This is a genomic window from Mesorhizobium sp. W050 (genome assembly GCF_054719535.1).
Genome location: NZ_JBTTIH010000001.1, coordinates 2,167,050 through 2,181,178, shown reverse-complemented (window position 1 = coordinate 2,181,178; position 14,129 = coordinate 2,167,050). Strand labels below are relative to the sequence as shown.

15 protein-coding genes are annotated in these 14,129 nt (G+C 62.3%); 5 read left to right on the top strand and 10 right to left on the bottom strand.

Annotation, left to right across the window (positions count from 1 at the left end; genetic code table 11):
- Nucleotides 1-104 precede the first annotated feature (104 nt).
- Entirely contained in the window at nucleotides 105-1,379 is a 1,275-nt protein-coding gene (gene eno / locus ACYG9Y_RS10525; protein ID WP_023682561.1) for a phosphopyruvate hydratase, read from the bottom strand.
- Nucleotides 1,380-1,482: 103 nt separating this feature from the next.
- On the opposite strand from eno, the gene ACYG9Y_RS10520 reads away from it, so the two are divergent.
- Nucleotides 1,483-3,063, top strand: coding sequence for a glycoside hydrolase family 19 protein (locus ACYG9Y_RS10520; protein WP_198018636.1), 1,581 nt, complete (start codon nucleotides 1,483-1,485; stop codon nucleotides 3,061-3,063).
- A gap of 109 nt (nucleotides 3,064-3,172) precedes the next feature.
- Entirely contained in the window at nucleotides 3,173-3,295 is a 123-nt protein-coding gene (locus ACYG9Y_RS10515; protein WP_023668910.1) for a hypothetical protein, read from the top strand.
- 82 nt (nucleotides 3,296-3,377) lie between these two features.
- On the opposite strand, the gene ACYG9Y_RS10510 is transcribed toward ACYG9Y_RS10515, so the two are convergent.
- From ACYG9Y_RS10510 to ACYG9Y_RS10485, 6 genes are all read right to left on the bottom strand, one after another.
- A complete protein-coding gene (locus ACYG9Y_RS10510) occupies nucleotides 3,378-3,743 on the bottom strand; it encodes a PRC-barrel domain-containing protein (protein WP_023668909.1) in 366 nt (121 codons plus the stop codon).
- Between the two features lie 84 nt (nucleotides 3,744-3,827).
- Nucleotides 3,828-4,031 carry a dodecin family protein gene (locus tag ACYG9Y_RS10505; RefSeq protein WP_023668908.1) on the bottom strand — a complete coding sequence of 68 codons (204 nt, stop codon included), beginning with the start codon at nucleotides 4,029-4,031 and terminating at the stop codon, nucleotides 3,828-3,830.
- A 97-nt stretch (nucleotides 4,032-4,128) separates the two neighbouring features.
- Complete coding sequence (gene kdsA, locus ACYG9Y_RS10500) at nucleotides 4,129-5,007, bottom strand: 3-deoxy-8-phosphooctulonate synthase (RefSeq protein WP_027050832.1); 879 nt, start codon at nucleotides 5,005-5,007, stop codon at nucleotides 4,129-4,131.
- On the bottom strand, nucleotides 5,004-5,876 hold the full coding sequence (locus tag ACYG9Y_RS10495) for a VOC family protein (RefSeq protein WP_023738883.1): 873 nt from the start codon (nucleotides 5,874-5,876) through the stop codon (nucleotides 5,004-5,006). The genes kdsA and ACYG9Y_RS10495 overlap by 4 nt, the downstream gene beginning before the upstream one ends.
- 55 nt (nucleotides 5,877-5,931) lie before the next feature.
- Nucleotides 5,932-6,222 (bottom strand): Dabb family protein, encoded by a 291-nt coding sequence (locus tag ACYG9Y_RS10490; protein ID WP_023696086.1) that lies wholly within the window; start codon nucleotides 6,220-6,222, stop codon nucleotides 5,932-5,934.
- Nucleotides 6,223-6,335: 113 nt separating this feature from the next.
- Complete coding sequence (locus ACYG9Y_RS10485; RefSeq protein WP_023696085.1) at nucleotides 6,336-6,470, bottom strand: hypothetical protein; 135 nt, start codon at nucleotides 6,468-6,470, stop codon at nucleotides 6,336-6,338.
- Nucleotides 6,471-6,729: 259 nt separating this feature from the next.
- Here ACYG9Y_RS10485 and ACYG9Y_RS10480 point away from each other — a divergent pair, with 259 nt between their 5' ends.
- Entirely contained in the window at nucleotides 6,730-7,980 is a 1,251-nt protein-coding gene (locus tag ACYG9Y_RS10480) for an SAM-dependent methyltransferase (protein ID WP_023696084.1), read from the top strand.
- Nucleotides 7,981-8,040: 60 nt separating this feature from the next.
- On the opposite strand, the gene ACYG9Y_RS10475 is transcribed toward ACYG9Y_RS10480, so the two are convergent.
- Both ACYG9Y_RS10475 and ACYG9Y_RS10470 read right to left on the bottom strand, forming a co-directional pair.
- Complete coding sequence (locus tag ACYG9Y_RS10475) at nucleotides 8,041-10,020, bottom strand: bifunctional 2',3'-cyclic-nucleotide 2'-phosphodiesterase/3'-nucleotidase (protein ID WP_023738884.1); 1,980 nt, start codon at nucleotides 10,018-10,020, stop codon at nucleotides 8,041-8,043.
- 141 nt (nucleotides 10,021-10,161) lie between these two features.
- The gene (locus tag ACYG9Y_RS10470; protein WP_023696082.1) at nucleotides 10,162-11,427 is read right to left on the bottom strand and encodes an NAD(P)/FAD-dependent oxidoreductase; all 1,266 of its coding nucleotides are present in this window, start codon (nucleotides 11,425-11,427) and stop codon (nucleotides 10,162-10,164) included.
- A 181-nt stretch (nucleotides 11,428-11,608) separates the two neighbouring features.
- Here ACYG9Y_RS10470 and ACYG9Y_RS10465 point away from each other — a divergent pair, with 181 nt between their 5' ends.
- Entirely contained in the window at nucleotides 11,609-12,274 is a 666-nt protein-coding gene (locus ACYG9Y_RS10465; RefSeq protein ID WP_023738885.1) for a 5-formyltetrahydrofolate cyclo-ligase, read from the top strand.
- Here the strand turns inward: ACYG9Y_RS10465 and ACYG9Y_RS10460 are convergent.
- On the bottom strand, nucleotides 12,271-12,744 hold the full coding sequence (locus tag ACYG9Y_RS10460) for an Lrp/AsnC family transcriptional regulator (RefSeq protein WP_023668897.1): 474 nt from the start codon (nucleotides 12,742-12,744) through the stop codon (nucleotides 12,271-12,273). The genes ACYG9Y_RS10465 and ACYG9Y_RS10460 overlap by 4 nt on opposite strands.
- A gap of 155 nt (nucleotides 12,745-12,899) precedes the next feature.
- On the opposite strand from ACYG9Y_RS10460, the gene ald reads away from it, so the two are divergent.
- Nucleotides 12,900-14,015, top strand: a complete 1,116-nt coding sequence (gene ald / locus ACYG9Y_RS10455; protein WP_023738886.1) for an alanine dehydrogenase — start codon at nucleotides 12,900-12,902, stop codon at nucleotides 14,013-14,015.
- Nucleotides 14,016-14,129: the final 114 nt, after the last annotated feature.

The following is a 14,129-nucleotide window of genomic DNA, read 5'->3' as shown; positions in this document are numbered from 1 at the left end:
ATTGTGCTTAATGGACGGTTACGGACAGGTGCATTAGCCAGCGGCCGCAACGAAAAAGGGCGGGAAAATCCCGCCCTTCGTCGTTTTCGCCAGTTCGGCAGAATTTAGGCTTTGACCACCGACTTGCCAGCGTAGCGCGCCTGCTTGCCGAGCTCTTCCTCGATGCGGATCAGCTGGTTGTACTTGGCCATGCGATCCGAGCGCGACAGCGAACCGGTCTTGATCTGCCCGCAATTGGTGGCGACGGCGAGGTCGGCGATGGTCGAATCCTCGGTTTCGCCCGAACGGTGCGACATGACTGCGGTGTAGCCTGCCTTGTGCGCGGTCTCGACAGCGTCGAGCGTTTCGGTGAGCGAGCCGATCTGGTTGACCTTGACCAGGATCGAATTGGCGACACCCATGCGGATGCCGTCGCGCAGCCGCGCCGTGTTGGTGACGAAGAGGTCGTCGCCAACCAGCTGCGTCTTGTTGCCGATCAAATCGGTCAGGTACTTCCAGCCCTCCCAGTCGTCCTCGGCCAGGCCGTCCTCGATCGAGATGATCGGATAGTCGGCGGCGAGCTTGGCCAGGTACTTGGCCTGCGCCTTGGGATCGCGGGTCTTCTTCTCGCCCTCATAGACGTAATTGCCGTCCTTGAAGAATTCGGTCGCCGCACAGTCGAGACCGAGCGCGATCTCTTCGCCCGGCTTGAAGCCGGCCTTCTCGATTGATTCCATGATGAAATCGAGCGCCACCGGCGCACTCTTCAGATTGGGCGCGAAGCCGCCTTCGTCGCCGACATTGGTGTTGTGGCCGGCATCCTTGAGCTTCTTGCGCAGCGTGTGGAAGATTTCCGAGCCCCAGCGCACGCCTTCGCGCAGCGTCGGCGCGCCGACCGGCAGGATCATGAATTCCTGGAAATCGATCGGATTGTCGGCATGCGCGCCGCCGTTGATGATGTTCATCATGGGCACCGGCAGCAAATGCGCCTTGGTGCCGCCGACATAGCGGTAGAGTGGCAGGCCGGCGGCTTCCGCTGCTGCCTTGGCGACCGCCAGCGAAACGCCGAGAATGGCGTTGGCGCCGAGCCGGCTCTTGTTGGGCGTGCCGTCGAGCTCGATCATGGTCTGGTCAATGTGGATCTGGTTCTCGGCTTCCATGCCGCCGATCGCCTCGAACAGCTCGCCATTGACGGCCTCGACCGCCTTGAGCACGCCCTTGCCGAGATAGCGGGCGCCACCGTCGCGCAGTTCGACGGCCTCATGCGCGCCGGTCGACGCGCCGGACGGCACCGCGGCGCGGCCCATCGAGCCGTCTTCGAGAACGACGTCGACCTCGACGGTCGGATTTCCACGGCTGTCCAGGATTTCACGCCCGACAATGTCGATGATGGCGGTCATTGCGATGTCCCCGATTGATCGATTGAAAGCGTCGCGCCCCTCTTAGCCAAAGTGCCGCAAAAGGCAATCAGGAATGGCATGAAATAATGGTGACGATCGCCCCATGCGCTCAGGCCGTGGGGCATGGGCGACGCCATCTGAACGCAAACAGCCCGCCCTGACGTCATATGTCTGGCGCCGCATGGGGCGGGTGCCCCTCCCCTTTGATCGCGGCAATCCCTTATCACAAAATACCAGGCGGCACGCAAACTCCAGCAGATGCTTCAAAAGAGGCTACCGCCAACGTGACAAACTTCACAATGCAGAGAATTCGAAGATGTTAGCGTCACATCTACAACGCGAACTATTTGGCGACCACAGTGAAATCAACACACTTGAACTCTTTGGGGAGGCGGCAATGGCAGCGATTTCAGGCACTGGCTGGGAACTTCTTATTAGCCGCAAAGTCGAGCATACGAGGGGCACCAGACGCAGGACGGTTGGTACCTATAAAGTCTTCCACAACGGCACGGCAGTAACGGGTCTATCGGGGTTCGTGTGTGAATCTCGCGGCCCAGGCGACAATTCCAAAGAAGACAATGGCAGGCGCATCGAGCCCGGCACCTATCCGCTGGCGACACAGGCCGGAGGCAAATATGTGACCATAGGCTACACTGGCGCCAAGACGCCACCCAAACCTGGACTCGAACTGCTGAAGACCAACAAGCGCACCGAAATCCTGATCCATCCGGGCGTCAATTTCCTGTCCAGCGTCGGATGCATCAACCCGACGAAGAAGGTGAGCGGTCCGCTTTCCGACATGGATTTCACGGAGAGCCGGACACGCGTAATCGCCCTCATTGACGATCTAAAAACCTTTGCCGGCGGTGGCTTCCCGAAAAGCAACGGCAAGCGAATTCCCAATGCTTCGGTGGTCGTCGAAGGCGAACCGGTGCTGTCGACCGAGAGTGTCGAGAGCGTGCTCGAAGCGGTTGCGGGCGATCCGAACAAGGGTTTGCCGGCAGCGGTCTTCCAGAAATTCGCGCCGAGACCGACAAGCGGTTCCAAGCGAACAATCTATGACGGTTACATCGGCGCCTTTACCTCCGACAAGGGCCTCAAGACACTTGGCGATCATGGCGTGTGCAACAATTATGATCGGCTGATGCATTTCTTCGCTCAAGCGGCGATGGAAACCGGTGGCTTCACCCTCATTCGCGAATCCCTGTCCTACACGACCGTGGCGGCAATCCGGAAAGCATGGAGGTCGCGAGCCGCGGGCAAGACCGATCAGTGGATCGAGGACAACCTGCTGCGCAAGCCGCAAGCCCTGGGCGACTGGGCCTATGGCGACCGCATGGGCAATGTGAAAGGAACGTTGGACGGCTTTAATTTCCGCGGCGGCGGTACGTTCCAGACCACCGGACGCGACGCGTACACGGCCAAGGGCAAGCTCGCCAAGGTCGACCTCGCCAATCATCCTGAACTGATCGAGGATCCGCAGATTTCGCTGCTCGCAGCTTGCGCCGAATGGAAAGGCTCAGGCTGCAATGCCTTTGCTGATTCCGGCCTGATCAAAAAGATCTCGCGCGCGATCAACGTCGGCAACGCCAATTCAACCACGCAGGCCAATGGCGAAGCGGATCGGATCGCCTGGCACGAAAAGGTTTTCAAGGCGGTGAAGAATGCCGGACTCCTCGGCTGAGCATGCCTCGGATCACGTTCGACAACACCACGTCATCATAATTCAGAGATAACAATCTCTGTGTCGACTAGGATGGTGATGCGCGGGGCGAAACAGGAGGAGTTTCGCCATGTCCGAGTTGAGCGGTATCGTGAGTTTGTTCCTGATCGCGGCGGCGTTCCTGACGTCCTGCGATACGCAGCAGCCGCCAAGGGCGGCGACGCAGCTGTCCACGTTTCATGCGGCAGAATAATTTAGAAACTGTCGGGTTGCACTGAAAAGGCCCCCGTTTCGGAATTCGGGGGCCTTTTCACGTCAGGCGTCAGCGCAGCTGATCAATGCCAATACGGCGTGACCTTGTAGTAATCATAGGAAGCATCACGCGCGGCCTCGCCATCGGCGCCGGCCAGTTCATTGATCGAATAGGCGGGTGCTGCCTTCAGCTGCTCCTTCGAGAACGGCACGACATAGCCGCCCTTGTCCTCGTCATAGTCGAGGCTCGCCCACGGAATGGCGTGATACTTCTCGCCAATGCCGAGAAATCCACCGAACCCGATCACCGCGAACATGATGCCGTTCGACGTCTTGTCGAGCATGATGTCCTCGATGCTGCCGATGCTCGTGCCTTCGGTGTTGTAGACCGACGTGCCGATGACGCGCGAAGCGGCGATGGCTTCGGTGTGGCCTGTCTGGGTGGTCATGGCTGCTGCTCCTCATGTCGTTGATCGATACTTTGACAATGAGGGGCGCGGGCGAAAGTTCCCGTTTTTTCGAGCGGCGGGCGGTTACTCCGCGAGGATGAACGTCACCTTCATGTTGACGCGATAGGCCGCGATCCTGCCGTCCTCGACGACGATCTTCTGGTCCTGGATCCAGGCGCCTTCGACGTTCTTCAGGGTCTTTGAGGCGCGCTCAATCCCCTTCTCGATGGCGTCCTGAAAGCTCTTTTTCGACGACGACGTGATTTCGGTGACGCGGGCGACGGACATGGCTTCCTCCTGCCAAGACGCTCATTTGCAGCAGCGAGCCTACAGCCGGCTTATGCCTTCCACAAGCAGGGCAGCGCGCGCGCCATAGCCGAAACCATCAGCCTCGGTTCAGGTCAGCAGCATTCTTGGCGATGCGGTCGAATGCCATCAGTCTTTCGAGCAGCGCCGGCATGTCCTTCAGCGGCAGCATGTTGGGCCCGTCGGAGGAGGTCGAATTGTCGGGATCCTGGTGGGTCTCTATGAACACGCCGGCGACGCCGACGGCAACGGCAGCCCGCGCCAGCGTCTCGACAAAGCGGCGCTCGCCACCGGAGGAACCGCCCTGCCCGCCCGGCTGCTGCACCGAATGGGTGGCGTCGAAAATCACCGGCGCGCCGATCTCGGCCATCACGGGCAAAGCCCGCATGTCCGACACCAGCGTGTTGTAGCCGAAGGAAGCGCCGCGCTCGGTGGTCAGCACATTGGGGTTGCCGGAGCCGGTGATCTTGGCCACCACGTTCTTCATGTCCCAGGGCGCCAGGAACTGCCCCTTCTTGACGTTGATCACCTTGCCGGTCTTGGCGGCGGCGACCAGCATGTCGGTCTGGCGCGACAGGAACGCCGGAATCTGCAGCACATCGACATGGTGTGCGACGATCGCGCACTGCTCCTCGGTGTGGACATCGGTCAGAATGGGAACCGAAAATTCCTTGCGCAACTCGTCGAACACCGGAAGCGCCGCGTCCATGCCGGCGCCGCGCGTTGCCGACAGCGAGGTGCGGTTGGCCTTGTCGTAGCTGGTCTTGTAGACGAGGCCGATGCCGAGCTTGCCGGTCAGTTCCTTCAGCGCGCCGGCCATGTCGAAAGCGTGCTGGCGCGATTCGAACTGGCACGGGCCGGCGATCAACGCCAAGGGCCCGCTGTTGTCGAAGACGACGTTGCCGACGGTTACCGACGAATTCGGCGCCAGCGAATTGAGCCCTTGCGGCTTGCTCATGGGGTCTCCCGGAAGATGAAAGCCGCGCCCTGTCCGGATGCCGGCTGCACGACGATTTCGTTGCCCGCTATATCGTGCCCGACGGCGTTGTCTGCAAGCAGCCTCGCGACAGCGCCGACACTGCGGACTGAAAAGACAATCGCGGCGAAGCGAACTCTTGTCGGCGCACCGGCCGGAATGTCGAAGCGCGCGGTGAAAGCCGCAGGATCCAGAACGGTCAGACGCGCATTCGGCAGGTCGAAGACCGCGCTGCTCTGCTGCTCCGAGCCAACCACTGTCGAGATCAGGCTGATCTGTGTGGAAGGCACATCGCTGACCGCAACGACTTCGGCAATGCCGGTCACGCCGTTGGCATGGGCCTGCAGTGCCGTACGGTCGATTTGAGGGGCGTTGATCCGCTCGCAAGCGAACAGAAAGGCGTCCGTCGTCTCGGCGCCGGCGGCGAAAGCCAGTTTGAACGAGGCCATGTCGCTCTTTCCGGCCGTGTCGGTGAAGGCGCGGGAAAAGCTCAGCACGTCCCCCGCCGACAGACCGACCGAGACATAGCGCGCATGATCCGCATCGGCATCATCGGTGGCCAGCACCACGGCGGAAAAGCCCTCATCGCCCAGCCTGGCGCGATAGAGGCGGTCGCGCGCGACAAAGACATTGCCGCCGGCGATCGCACTCGCTGCCACCTGTTCATTCCCGACCGCCAGCGGTTCGAGATAGGTGCCGTCGGCAAGGAAGACGCAGCAATTTTCGGTGCCAAAGGGATGAACGCCGGTTGGCGCGACGATGAAGCCAAGCGATGTCAGCCGCGCCCACGCCACGGCGAGGCTCGCCGTCGGCAGCACCAGATGGTCAAGCGGATGGGTCGTGCTGGTCATGCCGGCGCGGTGTGCATCATTCCCGAAATTGGTTCAAGGCCTCTTGCCGGCCCGATCAGGCCGTCGCCACGATATCGGCCGAATAGCGCAATTCGCGCAAGGGTTTGACCCGGCTGGTCGTCTCGGCATAGAGCGGGTGCGCCTTGTATGCGGCAAGCGCGGCATCATCCTCAAACTCGGCATAGACGACCACGTCGATCGCATCCGACAGCGGATCGACCTTGGTGTTGAGCGTCACCTCGAAGAGGCTTGAATGCGGGATCTTGCCCAGTGTGAGCAAGCCCGTACGCACGGCCTCGACATCGTCCTTGCGCCGCGCGCTGAAGAAAACGATATGCCGGATCACGCCTGCCTCCACGTTCGATTTGCGGCATGTTTTGTGTGAGCGGGACCGTCGCGTCAACCGCCACGATGTCGCGCCCGGCAACGCCGGCAGGCGACTTTGCAGAGGCGCAAAAGCTAGGCCCCGCCGGTGACGTAGCGCACGACGCGCGACATCTCCCTGACCGTCGTGTCGAGATAGCGGCCCTGATTGTAGAGGCCGTCCCAGATCAGGAAAAAGGCGATGGCGACGATGACGATGACATAACGCATGGCTGAAACTAACGTATGTGGCTGTTCGTAACCATAGCGATTTCGCCGAGGGCCGCGCTCTCCCGCGGATTCTGGCCTCAGGCCGGCAAGCTGGGCCAGCGCCGCACGAAGCTTGCCTCTTGAAGTTTCGGCCAATGCCATGGAAGATTGTGGCGAAAATTTAAGCAGGCTACGGCGTTCGCGCCTGGCGAATGAAAGTGGAGGATGTGGAGGCCGGCAGATCTTGCGCCGCCCCCGCGGAAGTCCAGGGGGGTGTGAGATGGCTGTCAGGGAATACAAAGGCATCGGCGACGCCATCAGGCTGGACGAACTCAATTTCGCCGAGATCGTCAAGGGCCTGCCGGCCAAGGCGCGCATGGTGCTGTCGGCGGCGATGAAATTGCCGCGCGGTTCGCTGAAGGTGAGGATGCCGGATGGCCGGGCGGTGCTTGTCGGCGGCAACGGACCCGGGCCGGATGCCGAGCTGGTGTTGAAGAACTGGCGCCTGCCCGGCCGTGCCTTTTCCGGCGGCACCATCGGCGTTGCCGAATCCTACATGGACGGCGACTGGGAAAGCCCTGATGTAACCAGCTTCCTGGAACTGTTCGTCGTCAACTCGGCCGTTGGCGAACGCATTGCCGGCGGCGCCAGCTGGCTCATCAACACGGTCCAGCGCATCCGCCACTGGTTCAACGAAAACACCCGCACAGGCTCGAAGCGCAACATCTCGGCGCATTACGATCTCGGCAACGCCTTCTACAAGCAATGGCTCGATCCCAGCATGACCTATTCGTCGGCGCTCTATGCGACCGGCGCCAACGACCTGGAAAGCGCTCAGGCCGCCAAATACCGCGCGCTGGCCAAGGATACGGGTATCGGCAAGAAGGACCATGTGCTCGAGATCGGCTGCGGCTGGGGTGGTTTTGCCGAATTTGCCGCGCGCGAGATCGGCTGCCGCGTCACCGGCCTGACCATCAGCCGCGAACAGCACGATTTCGCCAAGGCGCGCATCCAGAAGGCGGGACTGTCTGACAAGGTCGACATCAAGCTGCAGGATTACCGAGACGAAACGGGCACTTACGACCGCATCGCCTCGATCGAGATGTTCGAGGCGGTCGGCGAAAAATATTGGCCGGTATTTTTCGGCAAGATGAAGGCATGCCTGAGGCCCGGCGGCACCGCCGGCCTGCAGATCATCACCATCAACGAGGCCGCTTACGACACCTATCGGGCGCGGCCGGATTTCATCCAGCGCTATGTCTTCCCAGGCGGCATGCTGCCGACGCCGTCGATCCTGAAGACGCTGGGCAGCGACCATGGCCTTGCCCATCTGCGCGAGCGCGTCTTTCCGGACGACTATGCCCGCACGCTTGCCGAATGGCGCAACCGCTTCTGGGCGTCGTGGGAAAAGATCGTCCCGCTCGGCTTCGACGACCGCTTCAAGAAGCTTTGGGAATTCTATCTCCACTATTGCGAAGCCGGCTTCAGGGCCAGCTACATCGACGTGCGCCAGGTGGTCTACAAGGCCTGATCCGAAGCGTGATTGAGCGGGCGTATGCCCGCTCGTTTTCCCTGTTAGCTGCACGTTGCCTCAAAGCAGGATGCGATACTTCGCAAACCCGGATTCGCCCTCGCCGGCCGGCTCGATCTTGAGCGATTTCACCCCAGATATGAAATCCTTCGCTTTGGGGCCGGTCTCGAACACGACGCTGGTGCCGGGCAGCGGCGTGAACGACCAATTGTCGTCGGCCGAGGGATTGATCGTGCCTTCGCTGACGACGTAGCGCACGATCACGTCGCGGTTGGTGTCCGGCGCCTCGTAGATGATCTTCGAGGCATTGATGTCGGGGAAATTGCCGCCACCGCCGGCGCGGTAATTGTTGGTGGCGACGACGAATTTCGCTGCCGGATCAATAGGCTTGCCGTCGAAGCTGAGGCCGACGATGCGGTTCGAGCCGGCATTGGCGACGCCACCCTTGGCATCGTATTTCGGCAGCTGCGACAGGTCTATTCCGTAGCTGACGCCATCGATCACATCGAAATTGTAGGACGGGAATTCGGTGTCGATGAGCGCCTGGTCGGCCTTGCCCGGCTCGATCTTCCTGAAAATGCCGGCCGACATTTCCAGCCATTCCTTCACTTGCGCGCCGGTGATTTCGACGGCGCGCACCGTGTTCGGATAGAGATAGAGGTCGGCGACGTTCTTGATGGCGAGGTCGCCCACCGGCACGTCGGTATAGTAGTCGGCGCCGTTGCGCCCGCCGGCCTTGAAGGGTGCTGCCGCCGACAGCAGCGGCACATCCTTCCACTGCGTGCTCTTCAATATGTCCTTGAGGTACCAGCTCTGCGCCTGGTTGACGATCTGCACCGACGGATCGTCGGCGACCAGCGCGAAATAGGAATAGAGCGGCGCCGAGGTCTTGCCGACCGGTCGGCGGACATAGGCAAGTGTCGCCTCATGGTCCGCCTTCAGCGCATCGACGACGCGCTGGTCGTCCGCCACCGTCGGCTTGTTTGCCTTGTCGACGCGCTGGTAGATCGGCCTTGCCTCCGATGTGGCCGAGGCTACGCGCCATTTCGATCCGTCCCGTTCCAGAAGCAGATCGATCAGTCCCATATGCGAGCCCCAGAAACCGCCCATCACGGCGGGCTTGCCCTGCAGCGTGCCTTTCTCGGTGTCGACGCCTTCGAGCGCCTGAAAATCCTTCTTGCCGGGGAAGACCAAATGCTGATGGCCGGTGAACACCGCATCGATGCCTTCGACGCCGGCGACGAAGAAGGAGGCGTTCTCCATGCCGTCGCCCTGCTTGATATCGATGCCGGAATGCGAGAGCGCGATGACGATGTCGGCGCCCTCCTCCTTGATCTGCGGAACCCAGGCCCTGGCCGCCTCGACGATATCGCGCGTCCTGACATTGCCTTCCAGGTTCTTCAGGTCCCAGACCATGATCTGCGGCGGCACGAAGCCGATGATGCCGATCTTGATCGGCTGCTCGGCGCCCGACCCGTCCTTGATCTTCTTGTCGAGGATGACATAGGGCTTGAGGTAGAGCTTGTCGTCGCGCGGGTTGGCGGCAAGCTCGGTGCCGCGGATCAGATTGGCGCAGACGAACGGGAAATTGGCCCCGGCCAGCACCTTGTCGAGGAACGACAGGCCGTAGTTGAACTCGTGATTGCCGAGCGTCGAGCATTCATAGCCCAGCAGGTTCATGCCCTTCATGATCGGATGCAGATCGCCTTCCTTGAGGCCCTTCTCATAGGCGATGTAATCGCCCATCGGATTGCCCTGCAAAAGATCGCCATTGTCGATCAGCATCGCATTGGTGGCTTCCTTGCGCACCGCCGCGATCAGTGAGGCCGTCCGCGACAGGCCCATCGTGTCGTTGGCTTTGTCTGCGTAGTAGTCGTAAGGCAGCACATTCACATGGATGTCGGTGGTCTCCATGATCCTCAGATGCGCCTGATTGGCCTGCGCGCGGGCGGAAAACGGATGGAGCATGATCAGCGCCCCGCTGGCGGCCGTACCGGCAAGAAAACTACGGCGGGAGACGGGGTAATTGAGATGCGGCATTGGTTTTCCTTCCCAGCGACGTGACAAGATCCCAGCCCCGGGCGGAAGCTTCGCGCCGAAAACCGGCCATGTCCATCGGGAAGTCAGTCGATCAGCAAAAGGTGACGGCTGGATGAATATCCTTGGCCGCGGTTGAGAACCTCAGCCCTTGTCATCGTCGCCCTGGGTGATCAGCCGCGCGCTGCGCTGGCCGGTGAAATAGATCCATAGCCAGCTAAGCGACACCGAGAGCCGGTTGCGGAAACCGATCAGGAAGTAGATATGCGCCACGCCCCACAGCCACCAGGCAAGCCATCCCGTGAGCTTGATCGAGCCGAAATCGATCGCGGCTGCCCACTTGCCGATCGTCGCCAGGTCGCCGGCATGTTTGTAGCGGAAAGGCCGCGGCGCGCCATCGCCGGCCAGCCGCGCCCTGATCGTCGCGGCGACATGCTTGCCCTCCTGCTTGGCCGAGGGCGCCACGCCGGGCACCGGTTTGCCGTCCGGCCGCAAGACATGCGCGGTGTCGCCGATGACGAAGATTTCAGGACTGTTCGGCACGGTCAGATCGGGCTCGACCATTACCCTGCCCGCCCGGTCCACCGGCGCGCCCAGCCACTCTCCCGCGGGGGAAGCCGCCACGCCGGCGGCCCACAGGATGGTTCGCGCCGGCAGATGCGTATCGCCAAAGACGACGCCTTCGGCATCGAGGCGCGTGACGGCGCGGCCAAGCTCGACCGTGACGCCCCGCCGCTCCAGCGCCTTGCGCGCATAGTCGGACAGCTTTGGCGCGAAATTGGCGAGGATCCTGTCTCCGGCCTCGACCAGCACCACACGCGCCTCACGCGTGTCGATGTTGCGGAATTCGCCGCGCAGCGTTTCATGCGCGAGTTCGACAATGGTGCCGGCAAGCTCCACGCCGGTCGGGCCGCCGCCGACGATGACCAGTGTCAGCAGTGCCTGGCGCTTGGCCGGATCGGTCTCGCGCTCGGCCTGCTCGAAGGCGAGCAGGATGCGCCGCCGAATGGTGGTTGCGTCTTCGAGCGTCTTCAGCCCGGGCGCGAAAGGCTCCCATTCGTCGTGGCCGAAATAAGCATGACGCGCGCCGGTGGCGAGCACCAGCGTGTCGTAGGGAACAGAACTGCCGTCCTCAAGCAGCACGCGTTTGCCTGGACGGTCGACGCCGGTGACGTTGCCGAGCAGGGTCGTCACGTCCTCGCGCTTGCGCAGCAGATGACGGATCGGCCAGGCAACTTCCGAGGTCGCCAGCGAGGTGGTCGCCACCTGGTAGAGCAGCGGCTGGAAAAGGTGATGGTTGCGCTTGTCGACCATGGTGATGCGCACGGGTGCGCCGGCCAGCGCCCGGGTGAGTTCGAGACCGCCGAACCCTGCGCCGACGACAACGACATGATGGCTGGTTTCACTCATCGCATTCACCCCTGTTTGTCTCTCTTTATCTAGTGATTTTTGTGCACCGCAACAATGTCGCGGCGCGCTAGACTGCCGCGCGTAAGGCTGCCCAGGACTCGTCGCCGGATGTCGCGAATGCCTATGTCGGCAAGCCTGGACGGGTATAGCCTTGCAGGGGCTGGAACCACGGGAGTGAAGCATGGCCAACGACGATGACAAAGATCGCAAAGGGCGGGCGCAATATTCTTCGCCGCCTTGCTTCATGCACGAACTCGATCCGGAATTTCGCGCGCCATTGACCGACTGGACCGATGTGCGCCGTTGGCGCAAGGCCGAGCGCGAGCGTCTGATCGCGGCACGGTTGGCGGTTTCGGCCGATGCGCGGGTGGCGATGTCGCGGGCTATCACCGAAGGCCTCGACGCGGCAATCGGCGACATTGCCGGCCGCATGGTCAGCCTGTACTGGCCGTTTCGCGGCGAGCCGGACCTGCGGTCGTGGATGGCGTCGATCAACCAGCGCGGCGGCCGCACGGCACTGCCAGTCGTCATCGAGAAGGGCCAGCCGCTGATCTTCCGCGCTTATGTGCCTGGCGACCGGCTGGAAAAAGGCGTCTGGAACATCCCTATCCCCGCCGAAGGCGACCCGGTGCTGCCCGACGTCGTCATCTCGCCGATCGTCGGCATCGACCCGCGAAACTACCGCCTGGGCTATGGCGGTGGCTTCTTCGACCGCACGCTGGCTGCCATGCCGTTCAAGCCATTGGTCATCGGCGTCGGCTACGAACTGCAGCGCATAGCCACCATCTACCCGCAGCCGCACGACATCCCAATGGATAGGCTGGTGACCGAGACTGCTCAGGGCTAGGCCAGTTCCGGCTTCATGCCCATCGCCGTGCGATCGACGATCTCGCGCAGGGCAAACGACGAATTGATCTTGGTCACGTGCGGCATCGCCGACAGCCACTCCTTGTGGATGCGCTCATAGTCGACCAGATCCTTGGCGGCGATGCGCAGGATATAGTCGTATTCGCCCGACATCAGGTGGCACGACAGCACATTCGGGCAGCGCTTGATCGCCGCCTCGAAATCCGACAGCGTCTTTTCGAACTGCCCCGACAGCGATATGTGCACGATCGCCGTCATCTGGTGGCCGAGCGCTGCATTCGAAAGCCGGGCGTGATAGCCGCGGATGGTGCCGGATTTCTCCAGATTGTCGAGCCGGCGCGAACAGGCCGATTGCGACAGGCCGACCCTTTCAGCGAGCGCCGCATTGGGTATGCGCCCATCCTTCTGCAGTGCCTCGAGAATGGCGATATCGATCCTGTCGAGCGGCATTTAGAGTGATTCCTGCGAAAATTATGCAATTTCGCGCAACGATTATCGAAACACGTCACCTCGCGCAAGCGCATTCGCAAACACCTGCGCAACGATTCGTGGTTCACTCGGTTGATACAGGGAACGAGCCCGAAGGGCCGGATCAGGAGAAGACTATGCGCGTCGGCTGCCCCAAGGAAATCAAGAACCACGAATACCGAGTCGGCCTGACGCCGGGCTCCGTCCGCGAATATGTCGCGCATGGCCATGAAGTGCTGGTCGAAAGCGGCGCCGGCGCCGGCATCGGCGCCGATGACAATGCCTACCGCGCCGCCGGCGCCACCATCGCCAGGACCGCCGCCGACGTGTTCGCCAAGTCCGACATGATCGTCAAGGTCAAGGAGCCGCAGCCCAACGAATGGGCGCAGCTGCGCGAGGGCCAGATCCTCTACACCTATCTGCACCTGGCCCCGGATCCGGAGCAGACCAGGGGCCTGCTCGCGTCCGGCGTCACCGCAATCGCCTATGAGACCGTAACCGACGACCGCGGCGGCCTGCCGCTCTTGGCGCCGATGTCGGAAGTTGCCGGCCGCCTGTCGATCCAGGCCGGCGCGACCGGGCTGCAGAAGGCCAATGGTGGCCGCGGCGTGCTGCTCGGCGGCGTGCCCGGCGTACTGCCCGGCAAGGTCACGGTGCTCGGCGGCGGCGTCGTCGGCCTGCATGCCGCCCGCATGGCGGTCGGCCTCGGCGCCGACGTCACCATCATCGACCGCTCGATCCCGCGCCTGCGCCAGCTGGACGACCTCTTTACCGGCCGCGTCCACACCCGCTACTCCACAGTCGAGGCGCTTGAGGAAGAATGCTTCTCGGCCGACATCGTCGTCGGCGCCGTGCTCATCCCGGGTGCTGCTGCACCCAAGCTGGTCACTCGCGAAATGCTGTCGGGCATGAAGAAGGGCTCGGTGCTGGTCGACGTCGCTATCGACCAGGGCGGCTGCTTCGAGACTTCGCACGCCACCACCCATGCCGAGCCGACCTATGAGGTCGACGGCGTGATCCATTACTGCGTCGCCAACATGCCGGGCGCCGTGCCGGTGACCTCGGCGCACGCGCTCAACAACGCGACGCTGCATTATGGCCTGCAGCTGGCCGACAAGGGCCTGAAGGCACTGGTCGACGACCACCATTTGCGCAACGGCCTCAATGTCCACAGGGGCAAGATCACCAATCGCGCCGTCGCCGAAGCACTCGGCTATGAGCTGGTCGAACCGAAAGTGGTTCTGGCTGCCTGACCAGACGCCTTAATCGACTCAAGCAGTTCTGCCTCCCTCACCCGCCGGTTGCGCCGGCGGGTTTTTTATTGGCCGCGTGCTCACAAATTGCGGGCTCTAAGGCAACATCACGGC